17 protein-coding genes are annotated in these 18638 nt (G+C 62.4%); 2 read left to right on the top strand and 15 right to left on the bottom strand.

Annotated elements, in window-relative coordinates; all coding sequences use genetic code 11:
• The first annotated feature begins 31 nt into the window (after positions 1-31).
• The gene (locus tag ACZ5BO_RS31005; protein WP_464697365.1) at positions 32-1537 is read left to right on the top strand and encodes a mannose-1-phosphate guanylyltransferase/mannose-6-phosphate isomerase; all 1506 of its coding nucleotides are present in this window, start codon (positions 32-34) and stop codon (positions 1535-1537) included.
• Here ACZ5BO_RS31005 and ACZ5BO_RS31000 read toward each other — a convergent pair.
• The 15 genes from ACZ5BO_RS31000 to exaC all read right to left on the bottom strand — a co-directional run bounded on the left by ACZ5BO_RS31000 (position 1517) and on the right by exaC (position 16168).
• On the bottom strand, positions 1517-1639 hold the full coding sequence (locus ACZ5BO_RS31000; protein ID WP_464697364.1) for a hypothetical protein: 123 nt from the start codon (positions 1637-1639) through the stop codon (positions 1517-1519). The genes ACZ5BO_RS31005 and ACZ5BO_RS31000 overlap by 21 nt on opposite strands.
• Entirely contained in the window at positions 1614-1766 is a 153-nt protein-coding gene (locus tag ACZ5BO_RS30995; RefSeq protein WP_464697363.1) for an adenylyl-sulfate kinase, read from the bottom strand. Before ACZ5BO_RS30995 ends, ACZ5BO_RS31000 begins: the two co-directional genes overlap by 26 nt.
• Positions 1696-2457 (bottom strand): adenylyl-sulfate kinase, encoded by a 762-nt coding sequence (locus ACZ5BO_RS30990; protein ID WP_464697362.1) that lies wholly within the window; start codon positions 2455-2457, stop codon positions 1696-1698. The genes ACZ5BO_RS30995 and ACZ5BO_RS30990 overlap by 71 nt, the downstream gene beginning before the upstream one ends.
• Positions 2458-2523: 66 nt before the next feature.
• Positions 2524-3087, bottom strand: coding sequence for a GTP-binding protein (locus ACZ5BO_RS30985; RefSeq protein WP_464701412.1), 564 nt, complete (start codon positions 3085-3087; stop codon positions 2524-2526).
• Positions 3039-3488 carry a hypothetical protein gene (locus tag ACZ5BO_RS30980; protein WP_464697361.1) on the bottom strand — a complete coding sequence of 150 codons (450 nt, stop codon included), beginning with the start codon at positions 3486-3488 and terminating at the stop codon, positions 3039-3041. The genes ACZ5BO_RS30985 and ACZ5BO_RS30980 overlap by 49 nt, the downstream gene beginning before the upstream one ends.
• 556 nt (positions 3489-4044) lie before the next feature.
• Positions 4045-4572, bottom strand: coding sequence for an inorganic diphosphatase (ppa, locus tag ACZ5BO_RS30975; protein WP_011063696.1), 528 nt, complete (start codon positions 4570-4572; stop codon positions 4045-4047).
• 238 nt (positions 4573-4810) lie between these two features.
• Positions 4811-5623: a M90 family metallopeptidase gene (locus ACZ5BO_RS30970; RefSeq protein WP_464697359.1), complete on the bottom strand. Its 813-nt coding sequence runs from the start codon at positions 5621-5623 to the stop codon at positions 4811-4813.
• A gap of 4 nt (positions 5624-5627) precedes the next feature.
• Positions 5628-6284: a DedA family protein gene (locus ACZ5BO_RS30965; protein WP_025129325.1), complete on the bottom strand. Its 657-nt coding sequence runs from the start codon at positions 6282-6284 to the stop codon at positions 5628-5630.
• Between the two features lie 371 nt (positions 6285-6655).
• Positions 6656-7114, bottom strand: a complete 459-nt coding sequence (locus ACZ5BO_RS30960; protein ID WP_025129324.1) for a GNAT family N-acetyltransferase — start codon at positions 7112-7114, stop codon at positions 6656-6658.
• 106 nt (positions 7115-7220) lie between these two features.
• Positions 7221-8045 (bottom strand): ethanolamine ammonia-lyase subunit EutC, encoded by an 825-nt coding sequence (eutC, locus tag ACZ5BO_RS30955; RefSeq protein ID WP_025129323.1) that lies wholly within the window; start codon positions 8043-8045, stop codon positions 7221-7223.
• Positions 8046-8056: 11 nt separating this feature from the next.
• Entirely contained in the window at positions 8057-9451 is a 1395-nt protein-coding gene (locus ACZ5BO_RS30950) for an ethanolamine ammonia-lyase subunit EutB (protein WP_025129322.1), read from the bottom strand.
• Between the two features lie 51 nt (positions 9452-9502).
• Positions 9503-11698 (bottom strand): ethanolamine ammonia-lyase, encoded by a 2196-nt coding sequence (locus ACZ5BO_RS30945; RefSeq protein WP_025129321.1) that lies wholly within the window; start codon positions 11696-11698, stop codon positions 9503-9505.
• 27 nt (positions 11699-11725) lie between these two features.
• Entirely contained in the window at positions 11726-13156 is a 1431-nt protein-coding gene (locus tag ACZ5BO_RS30940; RefSeq protein WP_464697358.1) for an ethanolamine ammonia-lyase reactivating factor EutA, read from the bottom strand.
• Positions 13157-13181: 25 nt separating this feature from the next.
• Complete coding sequence (gene eutH, locus ACZ5BO_RS30935; protein ID WP_464697357.1) at positions 13182-14462, bottom strand: ethanolamine utilization protein EutH; 1281 nt, start codon at positions 14460-14462, stop codon at positions 13182-13184.
• A gap of 185 nt (positions 14463-14647) precedes the next feature.
• Entirely contained in the window at positions 14648-16168 is a 1521-nt protein-coding gene (gene exaC / locus ACZ5BO_RS30930) for an acetaldehyde dehydrogenase ExaC (protein ID WP_025129318.1), read from the bottom strand.
• Positions 16169-16611: 443 nt separating this feature from the next.
• Between exaC and ACZ5BO_RS30925 the strand changes: the two genes are divergently transcribed.
• Positions 16612-18534: a sigma-54-dependent Fis family transcriptional regulator gene (locus ACZ5BO_RS30925; RefSeq protein WP_464697356.1), complete on the top strand. Its 1923-nt coding sequence runs from the start codon at positions 16612-16614 to the stop codon at positions 18532-18534.
• The last annotated feature ends 104 nt before the right edge of the window (positions 18535-18638 follow it).

The following is an 18638-nucleotide window of genomic DNA, read 5'->3' as shown; positions in this document are numbered from 1 at the left end:
AATGTACTTTAAATAATGGATTTTTTTGCCAATGTCATCGCTCGGATCAACAAGTAGCACCACGATTCAACCCGTTATTCTGTGCGGGGGCTCGGGAACACGGCTATGGCCATTGAGCCGTCAGAGCTATCCCAAGCAGTTCATGCCGCTACTGGGTGGGCGCAGTTTGCTGGCACTCACCCTCGAACGGGTGAGCGGCTTGAGTTCCCATCCGTGGTGCGTGGCATCGACTGACCATCGTTTCCTGGTCATCGACGCTTTTGAGCAATGCCAGCTAAATGGCCAGGTGCTGCTTGAACCCTGTGCTCGCAACACTGCTGCCGCTATTGCCGTGGCTGTCCTGCATGCCGAGGATGATGCCCTGCTGCTGTTTTGCCCGGCCGATCATTACATTCCCGATGCTCCGGCGTTTGTCGAGCGAGTACGCCAGGCTCAGGCGGCAGCGCTGGAGGGCGCGCTGGTGACCTTCGGTGTATTCCCTACTCACCCGAGCAGTGCCTATGGCTACATTGAGGCGAGCGAGTCGTGGCAGGATTCTGGTGCGTTGCTTGTACAGCGCTTCATTGAAAAACCTTCGGGCGCCCAGGCTGCCGAGCTGTTGCTCAAGGGGAACGTGTATTGGAATGCCGGGATTTTCCTGGGGTTGGCTTCGCAATGGCGGCGAGCACTTGAGTTGCATGCCCCCGATATTCTTGCGGCCTGCAAGAGCGCTCTCAACAACGCGGCAGCGCCGGTGATTACGCACAGTGGCCAGACCGCGGTGCAATCGATTGCCCTGCACGCGCCGTCTTTCGACGCCTGTCGTTCGCAAAGCATCGATTATGCCGTCATGGAACATCATCGTCCTATTTGCACTGTTCTTTTCAATGGCGCCTGGAGCGATGTCGGCAGCTGGAATGCTGTGGCCGACCTGAGCACTGCCGATGACAAGGGCAACAGCAGCCAGGGGGACGCCCATTTGTTCGACTGCCAGCATACCTATGTGCACGCGGCCGGCCGGCGCCCCGTGGTGGCCCTGGGGCTCAATGATGTATGCATTGTGGACACTGACGATGCTGTATTGGTGATGCCGATGAGCCGTGCCGAAGATATCAAGTCCGTAGTCGGCCAACTGGCGGAGCGAAAGGTCGCCCAAGCGCTGTTGCATCGTCGGGTAGCCCGACCTTGGGGCTGGTATGACAGTCTTGATCAGGGCGAGCGCTTTCAAGTCAAGCGCATCGGTGTAAAGCCCGGTGCCAGCCTGAGTCTGCAACTGCACCATCATCGTGCCGAGCACTGGACAGTGGTCAAGGGAACTGCCGAGATCACCTGTGGTGATCGGGTGTTCCTGCTCACTGAAAACCAGAGCACCTACATCCCGCTGGGGGAGCGTCATCGCTTGCACAATCCCGGCAAGGTGGAGCTCGAGATCATCGAGGTGCAGTCGGGAGGCTATCTGGGAGAGGACGATATTGTCCGTCTCGAGGATAACTATGGGCGCACACCCGTCCATGTTCTGGAAACGGTCGGATCGGACTCAGTCCTTATTGAGCAATAACCTCAACAGGTGCTGGATGGTCGTCACTATGTCGAAGTGCGATGTGTCCAGCTTGAGAGTGGGCTGTTCGGGTGCCTCATATGGGCTGTTTATGCCCGTCATGTTCGGCAGCAGCCCACTCCGCGCTTTTTTGTAGAGGCCTTTTGGGGGCGCGTTGCTCACAGACATCGAGTGGCGTATCGACAAACACTTCGATGAAGGTTGCTTCGCCGATCAATTGTCGCGCCATCTAGCATTCGGCCCTGAAGGGGCTGATAAAGGCCGACATCACGACAAGCCCTGCATCCATCATCCGCTTGGCGACTTCGGCCCACACGACGAATGTTCTCCACTTGGTCGGAGTCGGTAAAGCCCAGGTCCTTGTTGAGGGCCTGGCGAATGTTGTCGCCATCCAGTATGTAGGTGCGTTTGCCCTGGGCGTGGAGCTCCTGCTCCAACGCGTTGGCAAGAGCTGACTTGCCGGAGTCCGACAGGCCGGTAAACCAGATGACCTTGCCTTTGTGATCGTTGAGTCGTTCGCGATCTTCGCGGGTGATGCTCAATGCCTGGCGATGTACATTCTGCGCCCGGCGCAGGTCATGACGAATCATGCCGACGGCCACGGTGGCATGGCTGTAGGTATCGATCAGGATGAAGCCTCCCAGTGTCTGCGACTCGGTGTAGGGTGCGAACACCAGTGGCTGGTTCAATGCCAGGTTGGCCACGGCGATATCGTTGAGCCCGAGTTGACGGCAGGCCTCATGGGCTTGAGTGTTCACATTCACTCGGTATTTCAGTGTGGTAATGCTGGCATTGGCCCACTGGTTGGCCAGCTTTATTTCGTAGCTCCGGCCGATGAGCCAGGCGTCGTTAACCATCCAGACGAGGGGGGCCTCGAACTGGTCTGTCATCTGCAATGGCTTATCTGCCAGGGCAATCACATCGCCGGGCGGCCGTTATCTCTTGTTCCATCACCAGAGTCACGGCATCACCGGCCTTGGCCCTGGTCAGGTCGCCATCGGCAGTAACAAGCCGAGCCACGTTGGCGGTTTGCCCCGAGGCGGTAACGCGAATCTTGTCGCCCATTGCAATCTCGCCGGATACAGGCGTGCCGCTGAGGCCGTAAAGCCTGCATCAGGACGGTTGATCCATTGCACCGGGAATACCACTTTGGCGTCGCTGGCGCGCTGGACTTCAATAGCCTCAAGGCAAGCGATCAGGGTTGGGCCAGTGTGCCAGGGGGGACGGGCCGATCTTGTGGTGAGGTTGTCCCCTTTGAGGGCCGATATGGGAATCGCCGTGACACTCTCAAACCCCAAAGCCAGTGTCGTGGCCTGGAAATCGCTCTGGATGGCACGTAACACTCGTTGATCATGGTTCACCAGGTCCATTTTGTTGATGGCCAGGAGCAGGTGGCGGATGCCCAACAATGACACCAGGCAGGCATGCCGGCGCGTTTGTGTACCTATGCCTTGTTTGGCATCCACCACTAGCACGGCAACATCGGCATTGGATGTCCCGCTCACCCTGTTTGGGGTGTATTGCTCGTGTCCAGGCGCGTCCGCCGCGATAAAGGAGCGGCCTGCAGGACTTGCTGGCCACCGGGCAAGGGGCTGACTTGTGCAAGCAGTACGCGGTCACGCCGCTTGCGCGCCTGGTTGATGGCCCAGCTCAGCACTACTCGATTCGTCGATTGGTCGCGCTCATCCCGTCGCTCGTGCTCTGACAATGCTTTGGGTAGCAGGTGCAGTGCGTGCAGGCGGCATTCCGTGGTGCGTTTGGTATCAGCCTCGCCCATGGCCTTGAAGTGTTCGAAGGCGAGTTCGGTATCCCACACGTGCCCACTATTGAGACTCGGCAATTCAAGAGCAGTGCTTTTCGTAAAATGCTTAATCTTCAATTTTGACCTGTTTTTTTGACCTTGAAGATTAATCTGGACGTATTTTCCCCCAAGTAAAGCAATATGCGACAACTTGGGTTGAGTGTGATTTTTGGGGGCGGAGATCGAAGTTCTGTGTGGCGGGGCAGGCAAACACTGGAGGGAGGCGGGAAACACCCCCGGATTGGGTGATTCAAGGGCTCTGCAAGCATGCCTGGGTGACTGGCATGTTTCTCGTTCGGTGGGATTGTTTCAGGCATTAAAAAGCCGGCTTGTGGCCGGCTTCTCGGGGACTGGCTTGGTTCATTTTTGGTAAACCGCACCAGCCTTCAAAACGTACACCCAGCTCTTGCGGCTGGCTGTGGGACTTGGCGAGAAAATCATCTGCCGCGTCGGGCGATCTGACCGCAGGGAGGGTCGATGCGCAAATGTGGGGCGCAGCATACGCATATTCGTCGGGAATTCCCAGTGCGAAGCGCGATCCAGAGGCCTTGAAGCGGCAGAAAGTGCGGGGAATTTGTTGCTGGATGCGTGAGGTTTGCCGGCAAGCCGGCTCCTACGGTAAAGGGTGAAAGCTGCGGGAATAAAAAAGCCCCGATCACTCGGGGCTTTCTCTTGAGGCGTGTTGCTTGAAGCTTGCCGCTGCTTCTTAGCCTTTATAGGCTGCAACCGACTTCAGGATCTCGGCACGGGCTGCATCAGCGTTGCCCCAACCGTCGATCTTCACCCACTTGCCTTTCTCGAGATCCTTGTAGTTCTCGAAGAAGTGCTTGATCTGCTCCAGCAGCAGGGCTGGCAGGTCGGTGTATTCCTTCACGTCGACGTACAGCTGGGACAGCTTGTCGTGTGGTACCGCGATCACTTTGGCGTCGCCGCCGCCGTCGTCGGTCATGTTCAGGATGCCCACTGGACGAGCACGGATCACCGAGCCTGGCGCTACTGGGTATGGGGTCACGACCAGCACGTCGAGGGGGTCGCCGTCGTCGGCCAGGGTATTGGGGATGAAGCCGTAGTTGGCCGGGTAGAACATCGGGGTGGCCATGAAACGGTCAACGAACAGGCAATCGCTGTCTTTGTCGATTTCGTACTTGATCGGCGCATGGTTGGCCGGGATTTCGATAGCGACGTAGATGTCGTTCGGCAGGTCTTTGCCCGCCGGAATCTTGCTGTAGCTCATTGGGCGTTGCCCCCGTTAGTTGACCAAATGACTTGGCCGGATTGACCAAAAAGTGGCGGCGATTATAGACACACTCCGCTACCGATGCCACGTGCCAAGGGTCGTAGAACCTTGGGCGTACTGTCCCGCAGGCCTGCCCGGGCTAGCCGGGCGACCGGCGGTTTGCCGCTGCTCGGTGAGCACGGGAGTTGTCGTTTAATCCACCATCAGATGAACAACGTAATAACCCGGCAAGACATTAGTGGTGCGTTTGATAGACCGGATCTTCCGCTTGAAGTTGCTGCAGCCTGGCCAATGGATTCTGCCGATAAAACAGCTGCAACTGTTCATAGACTTTCGGATAGGCCGCCACTAGCAAGTCCGGGGCACTGAAGAAGTATTCGCTGGTGACGGCAAAGAACTCCGCCGGGTTTTCTGCGGCGTAGGGATCAATGGCAGTGTGCGCATCCGGATTGATGTCGAGCTGGCGGTTGAGGTCGTCGTAGGCGTCCTGCATCACCTGGGCCCAGTCGCTGACCCGCATGTCGCTGTGCAGCGGCGGCAGGCCATTGGCGTCGCCGTTGAGCATGTCCAGCTTGTGGGCCAGCTCATGGATCACCAGGTTGTAGGCTTCCCAACCACCGCTGGCCAGGACCCCGGGCCAGGCCAGGATGATCGGCCCCTGCTGCCAGGCTTCGCCGCTGTGTTCGCCGTCCCATTCGTGTTCGATGCCGCTGGCATCGCGATGGCGCTGGGGGCTGAGGAAGTCGTCGGGGTAAAGAATGATTTCGTGGAAGCCCTGGTACCAGTTGAGGTCGTCCAGGTGCAGCAGCGGCAGTTGCGCCTGGGCCGCCAGCAACAGGCGCTGTTCCTGATGCAGTTCGACCCCGGGCAGGGCGGTCAGGTGCTTGTCGTCGAGAAACAGCACGCTGGCTTCGCGCAGCCACTGGTCCTCGGCGGCGCTGATGCCGTCGAGGAAGGGCAGGTGCTGGCGCACCCGCTGCCAGGTTTCATCGCTGACCGGATGCTTGGCCAGCCGGCGCTTGCGGCGCCAGGCACTGAGGGACCACATGGTGCTAGCGAGTTTCAGGTTTTTCGGCGTTATGGCCAAAACGGCTGCGCAGGACGCCAATGATCATCGGCACCAGGGACAGCAGGATGATGGCCACTATCAGCAGCGAGAGATTTTTCTTGATGAAAGGCACGTTGCCGAAGAAGTAGCCCAGGGTTACCAGGCCGCCAACCCAGAGGATGGTGCCGGCCACGCTGAAAGCGAAGAACCGTGGATAGGGCATCCGGGCCACGCCGGCAACGAAGGGCGCAAAGGTGCGGATGATTGGCAGGAAGCGCGCCAGGGTGACGGTCTTGCCACCGTGTTTTTCATAGAAATCGTGGGTCTTTTGCAGATAGTCGCGGCGGAAGATCTTCGAGTCGGGATTGCTGAACAGCCGTTCTCCCGCTGTTCGGCCGATTACGTAGTTGGTGCTGTCGCCGAGGATCGCCGCGAGCATCAGCAGCCCTCCGAGCAGGACTGGGTCCATGCCGCCGCCTGCGGCCACCGCGCCGGCGATGAACAGCAGCGAATCACCCGGCAGGAAGGGCATTACCACCAGGCCGGTTTCACAGAAAATCACCAGAAACAGGATGGCGTAGATCCAGGGCCCGTAGTTGGTCACCAGCATGTCGAGATAAACATCGAGATGGAGGATTAGGTCGATCGGGTTGAAATCCATTGGGGCACCTGTGGTGACAGCCTGGCTCGGCAGGCCTGTGCAATGACTCGGAGAAAAGGACTACAGGGGGGTGTAGCTTTTCTTATGATCCGAAAAGGTCGGCATTATAAAGGGTGGTAAGTGAAATGCGTGTTCAGATTGTAGCGGGGCGTTTCGGCTTGAAAGCTGTTCAGCTAGAGGACAGGTCCGCGCCGCTCACGACGGGACAAGCTGCTGTCCGGCCGCGCACTGAACACGGGCTCGATGCGGGCCTGATCCCCGGTTCCAGAGGGGCGTGAGTGCTAGGTGGTCGCGCGCCCAGGGGCTTGGAGCGTGAAGGTGTCTGAGTCACGGGCAATGACAAAGCGGCCCGGGGGCCGCTGCCTGTCGGGTCAGTCTTCGCTGATGGGCAGTACGTAGTTCTTGAATTCGCTGTCCTCGCGAAACCCCATGGATTCATAGGTTTTCTTTGCCACTTCATTGTTGCTGCTGGTGGATACCCGCAAACGTACGGCGTTGGTTTCCTTGGCCATCTTCTTGGCAGTACGCATCAGATTGTCGGCCACCAGTTGGCGCCGGGCGTCTTCAGCGACGTAGATGTCGTTGAGGATCCACACACGCTTGAGGGACAGGGAAGAGAAGCTCGGGTAGAGCTGGCAGAAGCCCAGCAACTTGTTGCTGTCGTCATCGGCCAGGGCCAGGTAGATCACCGATTCCTTGCGCCGCAGGCGTTTCTCCAGGAAGGAGCGGGAGGAGTCCGGGTAGGGCAGGGCGCCATAGAATTCGCGGTATTTGACGAATAAAGGGGTCAACAGATCCAGGTGCTCGAGGGTTGCTTGAGTAATCCGCATGGTGGCTCTCAACTTCAAGTGGATGTGACGGCACAGGTTGGATGACTCGGGCAGCCGTGTTCCGATGCTGCCCAAAGCGGCGAAAAAGCGCAATCTTCTTGCAAAATCACGCTTGGGGCGGGCCCAGGAGGAAGTTGCCCTTCATATCCGCCGGCGAGTCGCTGTCCAGGGTCTGCACTTGCGCTTCGTCCTTGAGGTTCACCCCCGACAATTGCCGGCGGCAGGCCTCGCGCATCAGGTACAGCAGGCGATGGGCGGCCATGCCATAGCTCAGGCCCTCCAGGCGCACGTTGGAGATGCAGTTGCGGTAGGCATCGGTGAGCCCGACCTTCGGTTGATAGGTGAAATACAGCCCCAGGCTGTCCGGGGAGCTGAGGCCCGGGCGTTCGCCGATCAGGATCACGGTCATCTTCGCCCCCAGCAGTTCGCCGACCTCGTCGGCCACCGCCACTCGGCCCTGTTCCACCAGGATGACCGGCGACAGCGACCAGCCTTCAGCTGCGGTCTGCTCTTCCATGCGCGCCAAAAACGGCAGCGTGTGGCGATGCACCGCCAGGGCGGACAGGCCGTCGGCCACTACCACGGCCAGATCCACGCCACCCGGATGAGCGCTGGCGTAGTCGCGCAGGGCCTGGGCCGACTCATCGCTGAGGCGGCGCCCCAGGTCGGGGCGCTGCAGGTAGCTGTGGCGATCGGTGGCGGCGCTATGCACCAGCAGACTGTCTCGCCCGCGCTCGGCCAACTGACGGCTCAGGCCCGGATGGTCGAAGGGCAAATGCACAGCGTCCCGGGCCTGGGCGTGGGCGAACTGGAAGTCCAGTTGGGCGCCGGTGGGCAGGCTGGTACCGGTGCGGCCCAGGGCAATGCGTGCCGGGGTCAGGCGGCGCAGTTCCAGCCAGGGGTTTTGTGGGTCGGTTGGATGTTTTTGCATGAACCTGTTCCTTATCCCAACTGGGCCAGCGCCTGGCGGAACGCCGGCGGCAGGTTGTTGCCGAAATGCACTTTGCCGTCGGCCTGGGTGAAGATCCCGGTCCTGGCCAGCCATTGCTCGAACTCCGGTGCAGGTTTCAGGCCAAGGGTCTGGCGGGCGTAGAGCGCATCGTGGAACGAGGTGGTCTGGTAGTTGAGCATGATGTCGTCGGAGCCGGGGATGCCCATGATGAAATTGATCCCGGCCACCCCCAGCAGGGTCAGCAGGGTGTCCATGTCGTCCTGGTCGGCCTCGGCGTGGTTGGTGTAGCAGATGTCGCAGCCCATGGGCACGCCCAGCAACTTGCCGCAGAAGTGGTCTTCCAGGCCGGCGCGGATGATCTGCTTGCCGTTGTACAGGTACTCAGGGCCGATGAAGCCGACCACGGTGTTCACCAAAAACGGCTTGAAGTGCCGGGCCACGGCATAGGCGCGGGTTTCGCAGGTCTGCTGGTCGATGCCGAAGTGGGCGTTGGCCGACAGGGCGCTGCCCTGGCCGGTCTCGAAGTACATCAGGTTCTGCCCGAGGGTGCCGCGGTTCAGGCTCAGGCCCGCTTCGTACCCCTCCTGCAGCACATTGAGGTTGATGCCGAAGCTGGCATTGGCCGCCTCGGTGCCGGCAATCGACTGGAACACCAGGTCCAGGGGCACGCCCCGGTTGATTGCCTCGATCGAGGTGGTGACGTGGGTCAGCACGCAGGCCTGGGTGGGAATCTCGTAGCGCTGGATGATGGCGTCGAGCATTTCCAGCATGGCGCAGATCGAGGCGATGCTGTCGGTGGCCGGGTTGATGCCGATCATGGCGTCGCCGTTGCCATACAGCAGGCCGTCGAGAATGCTCGCGGCGATGCCCGCCGGCTCGTCGGTGGGGTGGTTGGGCTGCAGGCGGGTGGACAGGCGTCCGCGCAGGCCCAGGGTGCCGCGAAACTTTGTCACCACGCGAATCTTCTGCGCCACCAGCACCAGGTCCTGCACGCGCATGATCTTCGACACCGCGGCGGCCATTTCCGGGGTCAGGCCCGGGGCCAGGGCCCGCAGGCTCAGTTCGTCGGCGGCGTCGCTGAGCAGCCAGTCGCGAAAGCCGCCGACAGTGAGGTGACTGACGGTGGCAAAGGCGTCCTTGTCATGGCTGTCGATGATCAACCGGGTGACTTCGTCGGACTCATAGGGGATCAGCACTTCTTCGAGAAAGTGCTTCAAGGGAATATCCGCCAGGGTCATCTGCGCGGCGACCCGTTCGCCGTCGTTGAGGGCGGCGACCCCGGCCAGGAAGTCGCCGGAACGGGCCGGGCTGGCCTTGGCCATGACTTCCTTGAGGCTGTCGAAGCGATAGGTCTGAGAACCTACGCTGTGGGAAAATTGGGCCATCTCAGTCTCCGTTTCAACGATGTAGGGGCGTTGCCGAATGCTGGCGGATCATCAGGATGCCACCTTTTTCAGCAGGTTTTCCAGACGGTTGCCGGCAGCCCGGTGCTGGAGAATGGCAAAGGCCTTTTCCGCCACCAGACTGCCGCCTTCCAGCGGCGGCAGGCCACCGCTGTAGATGTTCGAGATCACTGTGTATTCGTAGCGGATCTGCGGGTTGCCGCTGAACTGCGCCGCGGCCTGGCGAGCCTTTTCGTCCGGCAGGCGGTAGCCCATGTAGGCGGACATGCTGCGCGAGGCCAGGGCATCACCGCCGGGGCGTTCGCCGATCAGCACGATGATCAGTTGCGGTTGCAGGGCCTCGCCCACCGACTCCGCCAGCTTGACCCGGCCATAGGGCGCCAGGATCGGCTGGCCAATACGCAGCTCACGGCTCTGCAGGCCGTCGAGCAGCACGGGCAGCAGCTCGGGGATGTTGTGGTGGATGGCTTCGGCGCTGAGGCCGTCGGAGATCACGATCTGCACGTCGTTGTATTCCGGCTGCAGGTGCTTGAGCACTTCTTCGGTGAGCCGCGCGCCCAGCTCCGGGTCTTGCAGGTGAGCCAGTTTGTCGGGGGCGGCGGTGTGCAGTTCTCGCAGGGGAATCTCGCCGATCTCGGCCGGGCGCAGGTCGACGTAGATCGCCTCCCGGGCTACCGCCAGGTTGGCGCGCACGGTGCGCGAGACGCTGTTGGCCGGGCGTGGCCCGGCGTTGTCGAAGCCGTAGGTGGCCGGGGTGGACTCCAGCAGGCGCTGGAAGTCGATGTCCGACTCGCAGAAGATCCGCGGGTTGCCCCAGTTCGGCCCGCGCTGCACGTTGCCGTGGGCATCCTCCTCGAAAATCCCCCGGCCCAAGGCCCAGCGCAGGTACTCCGGGGCCGGCGACAGGTCGTGGACTTCCCGCAGGGTCTGGTTGTCATGGGCGCTGGTGTCGAAGTAGGCGAGCATGCGGTCGGTGCTCAGGTACACGTCCATGAAGAAGTTGGCCCCGGCCGCGGTGAGCAGCTCGGTAGCCATCTGCTGGCCTTCTAGGGTCACTTGGGAGTGCAGGGTGTAGCAGGGCGCCATGCCCATGGGCAGGCCCATCAGCTTGCCCATGAACTGGTCCTGCAGGCAGGAATAGGTCATCTCGAAGTTGTCGAGGTGGGTTTCCGGGCCGATGAAGCCGGTGACGTTGTTCACCATGTACGGCCGGTAGCGCCGTGCCAGCCCGTAGCACAGGGCCTCGCAGGTGGTCATGTCGAGGCCTTCGTGCTTGCCGTAGGTCAGCTCGCTGCCCTGGCCGGTCTCGAAGTACATGAAGTTTTCCGCGACGTCCCGCAGCGGACCGCGTTCGGCCATGGTCTGCCAGGCCTGGTCCAGCAGCGCCACGGTGACGTCGAATTCGTCGGTCAGGGTGCGCTCGGTGCCTGCCAGGCTCTGGAACATGATTTCCACCGGGGCGCCCTGGTCGAGGCAGGCCAGTTGGGTCTTGATGTGCGAGAGCACGCAGATCTGCGTGGGGGCTCCGGTTTCCCGGCGCAGCTTGTCCAGGTGGCGCAGGGTGGCGCTGATGTTGTCGACGGTGTCGATGGCCGGGTTGAGGCCGATCAGGGCGTCCCCCGAGCCCATGCTCAGGCCGGTGTAGACCAGCAGGGTGATGCCACTGAGGTTGTCGGTGGGGTGGTTGGGCTGCAGCCGTGACGACAGGGTGCCGGGCAGGCCCACCAGGGTCCGGGCCTTGGCGGCCGCGCCGCTCTTGAGCTTCTTCGACAGCAGGATCAGCTCGTGCACGTCCAGCAGCTTGGTCAGTGCCGCCACCATCACCCCGGTCAGGGCGCTACCGATGCGACGTATTTCAGTGCCATGGCTGCGCAGCAGGCGATCTTTCAGGGCGCCCAGGGGCAGTTCGGCAATCTCGCTGAAGACTTCGTGGTCAATGTCGTAGTTGACCTGCATGACGCTGTCGATACGGCCCTGGCGATCAGTCAGCGGGTGCTGGAAATAATGCGCCAGAGTCAGTTCGGAGAGCACCTTGCGCGCGGCTTCGCGGGTGATTTCATCGGCCGCCGCCAGGCCGGCCACGCGATCGCCGGCCTTGCTGATATCGGCTGCGCCGAGCACCGCCTTGAGGCTGGCGAACTGGATTTCGCGATCCAGCACCCGGGTGCTGTAGGGGCGTTCGCCGGGGATGGCGGGCAAGCGGATCTGCGGCAGCGGGGTAAGTGACATGGCAAGACTCTCCTTGGCCGGCATCGGTCAGTGCACGCCGTAGAAGGCGACGGGCACGATGTGCTGGTGGGGTTTTCCCAGATTGATGAAGTGCGCCGAGCGTTCACGCACTTCGTCGATGACGATCAGATTGCAAGAACTGCGCCCCCAATCCGTGGCGTAGTTGCCCAGGACCTTGCCGATATTGCTCTCCAGCAGCAGCACCAGTGGCCATTGGGGCCGAGCCTGGGCCAGCCCCCGGGACAGGCGAGCGCCCAGTTGGCGAATCTCTTCCAGGCGTGGTGCCTGGCCGCCATCGAGCAGTTGCAGGCAGGCCCCATCACGACTGCTCAGGGCCAGGGCCAGGGCATCGTCCAGCTGTTGCTGGGATGCGCGGATGGAGAGGCGAGCGACGATGGGCAGGTCTTTCAGGGGCAAGACCTCGGGCTGGGGCAGGAACAGGGTGCTGCCGGAGATTTCGGTGTTGTGCAGGGTCAGGCCGTAGACCGTGGCCCGACCGCGGTTTTCCGGAACCAGGCGCGAGGCATCCCGGACCAGGCGTGGATGGTCGGCGATGGCTCGGGCGAGTTCGATCCCCAGATCGCCGTAATGTGTAGTGCCGGGCAAGGCCTCGCCCTGCAGGTGGCGATAGAGCAGTTCGCCGACACCGCCGGAAAAGGTCAGGGCCACGGGCACAGGGTGGCGGGGCAGGATCAGCGGCAACTGTTCGGTCGCCTGTCCCAGGGGATTGGCGAAGAACCCCCGATCCCCGTCGACAATGGCCACCAGGGCCTCGACGTACCAGCGGACCACGGCGTGCAGCTCCCGGCTGTCGAGGTGTTGCCCTGAGACTTTGTCGATGCCCAGGTGCACCAGCAATGCCTGGCCAAACTCCGAGACACTGCTGAGTTGGTAGCTGCCCGGCTGGAATTGCAGGTGCCGGGCGCCGATGAAGTGGCAACCGCTGGCCTGTACGTTGCCTGCCAGGCCCCAGGCGGCATTGGTGGTGCCGCCACCGATATCCAGGTTGAGCATCGGCTGCTCGGCGTGGAACCTGCTCAGGGCCGAGCAACTGCCCATGAACGCCAGCCAGGATTCCAGGCCACCGTCATCGGCACGGGTGATCAGCGCATTGCCGATCAGTTGGCCTACCAGCCGTGCCAGGGCCTGGGCATTGCGCCGCCGGGCCGCCAGGCCAGTGATGATCACGCCGCCGGAAAACAGCTGTTGCGGGCGCACGCCAGCCTGGTCGAGCCAGGCTTGGATAAGGCCGCGGATGGCGTCCTCGTCGATGACCTCGCCCTCGAAGGGGGTGAACACCGGGTCGCCACGAAACAGTACCCGAGGTTCATTGAGGGCCATGCGTCCGGTGATGCAATGGCTGCTGAGGCTGGCCTGGGCGATCAGCGCGCTGCTGGTGGTGGACCCGAAGTCCAGCCCCAGCAGCAGGACCTGGGTGCCATGGCTGTTGGCTTGCATGCAGGCGTTCCTCGCCGCGCCGGAATCAGGCCGTGGCCTTCTGCCCGGCCGGTACCGGGGACTCCACCGCCGTACCGCCCAGGTATTCGCCTTCGGCGATGATCCCGGCGGCCCGATCCTGAGCTTCCAGTTGCAGCGCCTTGGGCACCGACAGCCAATAGGCCAGGCCCACCGCGACGAAACCGGCGCTGATCTTGCCGATCAGCACCGGGAGGATGATGGTCGGCTGGAAGTTGGCGGTGAAGGACAGGTGGTCACCCAGCAGGAACGCCGCGCAGACACCGAAGGCGATGTTGATCACCTTGTCCTTGGGCGGCATGAAGCGCACCAGGCGGAACATGGCCAGGATGTTGGCGATGGTCGCCAGCATGCCGGCACTGCCCACGGCGCTGAGGCCGATCTTGCCGCCGAGGTTCTCCAGGGGTTTGCCCAGGTACTTGCGCAGCAGGTAGACCATGGGGAAGGCACCGGCCAGCATGATGCCGATGTAGCCGGCGGTTTCCAGGGCACGGGTCTGGTCCTCGGCGTCGGCGATGATCGGGTGGAAGCCCCAGCCACCGAACACCGCGGAGAACGCCCCGGTGAAGTATTCGACGATGGAGAACACCAGCACCAGTTTGATCGCGGCGTCCATGGCCCGGCCGAAGATGATGAAGCCCTTGATCATCATGTCCGGCAAGAAGCGCAGGCCCAGGGCCAGAGCCACGACGAAGATCAGGATCGGCAGCAGGTTGGCGAAGATGCTGCCCAGGCCCAGGGCCAGTTGGTAGCTGGCTTCACCGTTGGTGGTCACCAGTTCACGCACCACCGGGTTGCTGAAGGCCAGGATCAGGCTGGCGATCATGACCCCGACCGGAATGGTCAGGATCCCGGACATGATGCCCAGGGCCATGTATTTGTGGTCGCGCTTGTCGAGCATCGCCAGGCCCATGGGGATCGAGAAGACGATGGTGGCGCCGCCCATGAAGCCGGTGATCAGTGCCATCACCAGCGCTTCCTTGCTGGCTGCCAGGGCCGAGGCCAACTGATAGCCGCCCATGTCCGAGGCGATGATCATGGTCGCCGCCAGGGCCGGGTCGGCACCCAGGGAGTTGAAGAAAGGACCGAAGACCGTCTCGATGACCACGGTCAGGTAGGGGATGGAGGCCATGATCCCCGCCGCCGGGACGAAGATGTAGCCCGTGGCATGGATGCCTTCCATGAATTCCTTGCCCAGTCCGCGCTCGCTGTCGTAGATAGCGGCGAAGGCGCCGAGTACGGCGCAGAGCATGATGAGGTAGAGCACGTAGTTGCCGATCTGATCCATTGGGAGCGTCCCTTGTTATTGTTTTTCAGCAGCCTCTTTGGGCCTTGTGCACGACTGTTTTGGCGCAGAACTTCCGACAGCAGTGTCCCGTCCGGCTGGCCCTGGGCGCCGGATCGGAACGGGTCAAGCGTGCGCGGCGATGCCGCAAGAGGCCTCCCGGCGACCTGGGTCGCCGGGAGGGTGGATCAGAAGAAGCCCAGCGGGTTGATGTCGTAGCTCACCAGCAGGTTCTTGGTCTGCTGGTAGTGGTCGAGCATCATCTTGTGGGTTTCACGGCCGACACCGGACTTCTTGTAGCCACCGAACGCGGCGTGGGCCGGGTACAGGTGGTAGCAGTTGGTCCAGACGCGGCCGGCCTTGATTCCGCGGCCCATGCGGTAGGCGCGGTTGATGTCGCGGGTCCAGACCCCGGCACCCAGGCCGAACTCGGTGTCATTGGCAATGGCCAGGGCTTCGGCTTCGTCCTTGAAGGTGGTGATGCTCACCACCGGGCCGAAGATTTCCTCCTGGAACACGCGCATCTTGTTGGTGCCCTTGAGCAGGGTCGGCTGGATGTAGTAACCGGTGGCCAGGTCGCCATCGAGTTTCTCCACCTTGCCGCCGGTGAGCAGCTGCGCGCCTTCGTTCTTGGCGATGTCGAGGTAGGAGAGGATCTTGTCGAACTGCTGTTCGGACGCCTGGGCACCGACCATGGTGTCGGTGTCCAGGGGGTCGCCGCGCTTGATCTGCTCGATCTTCTTCATCACCACCTGCATGAATTCGTCGTAGATCGACTCTTGCACCAGGGCACGGGAAGGGCAGGTGCAGACTTCGCCCTGGTTGAAGAAGGCCAGTACCAGGCCTTCGGCGGCCTTCTCGATGAAGGTGGACTCGGCCTGCATGATGTCTTCGAAGAAGATGTTCGGCGACTTGCCGCCCAGCTCCACCGTGGACGGAATGATGTTCTCGGCCGCGCATTTCATGATGTGCGAGCCCACCGGGGTCGAGCCGGTGAAGGCGATCTTGGCGATGCGCTTGCTGGTGGCCAGGGCCTCACCGGCCTCGCGACCGAAACCTTGCACCACGTTGAGCACGCCGGGCGGCAGCAGGTCGCCGATCAGTTCCATCAGCACGGTGATGCCCAGTGGCGTTTGTTCGGCGGGCTTGAGCACCACGCAGTTGCCGGCGGCCAGGGCCGGGGCGAGTTTCCAGGCGGCCATCAGGATCGGGAAGTTCCACGGGATGATCTGCCCGACCACGCCCAGGGGTTCGTGGATGTGGTAGGCCACGGTGTTGCCGTCGATTTCCGCGGCGCTGCCTTCCTGGGCCCGCAGGCAACCGGCGAAGTAGCGGAAGTGGTCAGCGGCCAGGGGAATGTCGGCGTTGAGGGTCTCGCGCACGGCCTTGCCGTTGTCCCAGGTTTCGCTGATGGCCAGCAGTTCCAGGTTCTGTTCGATGCGATCGGCAATCTTCAGCAGGATCAGCGAGCGGGCCTGCACCGAGGTGGCGCCCCAGGCGTCAGCGGCGGCATGGGCGGCGTCCAGGGCCTTATCGATGTCTTCGGCAGTGGAGCGGGGGAATTCGGCAATGGGCTGGCCATTGACCGGTGAAGTGTTGGTGAAGTACTGGCCTTTGACGGGCGCGACGAATTCGCCGCCGATGTAGTTGCCGTACTTGCTCTTGAACGAAACGATTGCGCCTTCAGTACCGGGGTGTGCGTAACGCATGGTGGGTATCTCCTGGCTTTTATGCTTATGGGGGAGGACGCGCTGTAGCGCATGACAAGCGTAGAGCAAAGGTCGGGCCAGCGAGGCGTGGGCCTTGTGCATCAAGGGGTTGCGGATGTTGTGAGGTATCGATGGCAGCCGCCTGTGACGGATCCGGCACAGCCATGAGTGACAGTTTGTAACCTATCTGGCACAAGCTGTGACTCACGGGTCAAGCCGGCATTGCAATGACAGGGCCGCTGGAGGATGCTGGTTCGCGTGCCGAATCTTGTCGGACAGATTCGTGGGGCTACCGCCGCCGCCACTGCTCGGGAAGAGCCGCGGGGGGCGCGAGCAAGACCTTGCATCCATTTCATGGGGTGTCGTCCAGGACGAGCGTCACCTCCGCCAGCGGCTACAGGATGGCGTCCGCGCGTGACCGCGCAGCAGGAGAATAATAAGAAATGCACAGCAGCAATCATCTGACTCGGCATGCCCAGCAAGTGCTGACCGTGGCCCAGGGCAAAGCCCATTTGCAGGGCCCAGGCAGCGATCCTTCGATCGCCCGCTCCTGGCTGCGCTGCCTTGAGGACTATCACCTCGATCCGTCCCAGGCCATGGCCCCTACCGTGCTTGAGCACGGCCGCCTGCTGGAGAGCCGCGAGCGCCTGCAGGACGTGCTGCAAATTGCCGGTACCGAGATGGCCAACCTGCACCAGCAATTGTCCGGTGCCGGTCACGCGGTGCTGCTCACCGATGCCCGGGGCGTGATCCTCAACTGCATCACTGCCTCCAGCGAGCGCCGGATCTTCGAGCACGCGGGCCTCTGGCTCGGTGCCGACTGGAGCGAGGCTCGGGAGGGTACCAACGGTATCGGCACCTGCCTGGTGGAGCGCCAGTCACTGACCATTCACCAGGGCGAGCACTTCCGTGGTCGGCACACCGGCCTGACCTGTTCCGCGAGTCCGGTGTTCGATCCCCATGGCGAATTGCTGGCGGTGCTCGATGTGTCGTCGGCCCGCCAGGATGTCTCCCGGCAAAGCCAGTTCCATACCATGGCCCTGGTCAATCTCTCGGCGAAGATGATCGAAAGCTGTTATTTCCTGCGTTACTTCGAGAACCAGTGGCTGTTGCGCTTTCATCTGCAGGCCGAGTCGGTGGGGCTGTTCAGCGAGGGGTTGCTGGCATTCGATGGCGAAGGGCGCATCAGCGCGGTGAACCAGAGTGCCCTGAATCTGTTGGGGCACATCCGCGGCGGCCTGCTGGGCAAGCCGGTGGATAGTTTCTTCGACTGCTCGCTGGATGAGTTGCTGGGCCGTGCCAGTATCAACGCCAGCGCCAGTTGGCCGCTGCGGACCCGGGACGGGCGTCGTCTGTTCGCCTTGCTGCGGGGCCAGCCGCAACCGGCGGCGCAGCCCATGCCGCGGCCGCCGCTTGCTGTTGTAGCGCCACGGGCCTCGGGCGGCATTTGCCTGGGGGATGAAGGTCTGCAGAATGATTTTCGTCGGGCCCTGCGCGTGTTCGAACGTGATGTGCCGCTGTTGATCAATGGCGAAACCGGCTCCGGCAAGGAAGCATTCGCCAAGGCGGTGCACCAGGGCAGCCCGCGTGCGGAAAAAGCCTTTGTTGCCCTCAACTGCGCGGCGATTCCAGAAAGCCTGATCGAAAGCGAGCTCTTCGGTTATCGCGGTGGCAGCTTTACCGGGGCGCGCAAGGAAGGCATGCGCGGCAAGTTGCAGCAAGCCGACGGTGGCACCTTGTTCCTGGATGAAATCGGCGACATGCCCCTGGCCTTGCAGACCCGCCTGTTGCGGGTCTTGGAAGACCGCCTGGTGGTGCCCATCGGCGGCGAGCCGCAGGCGGTCAACGTACGCATCATCAGTGCCACCCACCGTGATCTATTGGAACGGGTGCGCGATGGCAGCTTTCGCGAGGACCTGTATTACCGCCTCAATGGCCTGGAGATTGCGTTGCCGGCCCTGCGTGAGCGCAGCGACAAATCCCAGTTGCTGGACTTTCTCCTGGCTGAGGAGGCGGGAGGGCAGCCGGTGCAATTGGATGAGGCGGCGCGCCAGGCCCTGCTGGGTTACCCGTGGCCGGGCAACGTGCGGCAACTGCGCAATGTGCTGCGGACCTTGGCGGCCTTGTGCGAGGACGGCCGTATCGGCATGGAGGACCTTCCGCCCTTGATTCGCCACAGTCGCGCGGCGCCAGTCAGCGCTGCGGTCGATGGGGAAGTGGAGCGCCCCCTGGAAGATGCCGAGCGCCTGGCGTTATTGACGGCACTGGAGCAACAGCGCTGGCACATGACCCACACCGCGGAGCAGTTGGGGGTCAGTCGCAATACCTTGTATAGAAAGCTGCGCAAGCACGGTATCGCGCGCTGAGCCGGCCATCCGTTTGCGGATGGCCGCTGCCGCAGGCGGTGTTCGAGCTTCGGAGTCAGAGCGAGCCGCATTCAGTCGCAGGCCTTGGGTCCCTGCACGGCCTG

This window comes from Pseudomonas sp. FFPRI_1, from assembly GCF_055384485.1.
The sequence above is the reverse complement of the archived record's forward strand: the minus strand, read 5'-3'. Positions and strand labels throughout refer to the sequence as shown.

What these genes read in the sequence shown, in the direction of transcription:
- exaC (WP_025129318.1), bottom strand. Translation starts at nt 16,168, where the DNA reads ATGCGTTACGCACACCCCGGTACTGAAGGCGCAATCGTTTCGTTCAAG.
- ACZ5BO_RS30940 (WP_464697358.1), bottom strand. Translation starts at nt 13,156, where the DNA reads ATGCAAGCCAACAGCCATGGCACCCAGGTCCTGCTGCTGGGGCTGGAC.
- ACZ5BO_RS30970 (WP_464697359.1), bottom strand. Translation starts at nt 5,623, where the DNA reads ATGTGGTCCCTCAGTGCCTGGCGCCGCAAGCGCCGGCTGGCCAAGCAT.
- ACZ5BO_RS30965 (WP_025129325.1), bottom strand. Translation starts at nt 6,284, where the DNA reads ATGGATTTCAACCCGATCGACCTAATCCTCCATCTCGATGTTTATCTC.
- ACZ5BO_RS31005 (WP_464697365.1), top strand. Translation starts at nt 32, where the DNA reads ATGTCATCGCTCGGATCAACAAGTAGCACCACGATTCAACCCGTTATT.
- ACZ5BO_RS31000 (WP_464697364.1), bottom strand. Translation starts at nt 1,639, where the DNA reads ATGACGGGCATAAACAGCCCATATGAGGCACCCGAACAGCCCACTCTC.
- ACZ5BO_RS30945 (WP_025129321.1), bottom strand. Translation starts at nt 11,698, where the DNA reads ATGTCACTTACCCCGCTGCCGCAGATCCGCTTGCCCGCCATCCCCGGC.
- ACZ5BO_RS30995 (WP_464697363.1), bottom strand. Translation starts at nt 1,766, where the DNA reads ATGGCGCGACAATTGATCGGCGAAGCAACCTTCATCGAAGTGTTTGTC.
- ACZ5BO_RS30960 (WP_025129324.1), bottom strand. Translation starts at nt 7,114, where the DNA reads ATGCGGATTACTCAAGCAACCCTCGAGCACCTGGATCTGTTGACCCCT.
- eutC (WP_025129323.1), bottom strand. Translation starts at nt 8,045, where the DNA reads ATGCAAAAACATCCAACCGACCCACAAAACCCCTGGCTGGAACTGCGC.
- ACZ5BO_RS30925 (WP_464697356.1), top strand. Translation starts at nt 16,612, where the DNA reads ATGCACAGCAGCAATCATCTGACTCGGCATGCCCAGCAAGTGCTGACC.
- ppa (WP_011063696.1), bottom strand. Translation starts at nt 4,572, where the DNA reads ATGAGCTACAGCAAGATTCCGGCGGGCAAAGACCTGCCGAACGACATC.
- eutH (WP_464697357.1), bottom strand. Translation starts at nt 14,462, where the DNA reads ATGGATCAGATCGGCAACTACGTGCTCTACCTCATCATGCTCTGCGCC.
- ACZ5BO_RS30950 (WP_025129322.1), bottom strand. Translation starts at nt 9,451, where the DNA reads ATGGCCCAATTTTCCCACAGCGTAGGTTCTCAGACCTATCGCTTCGAC.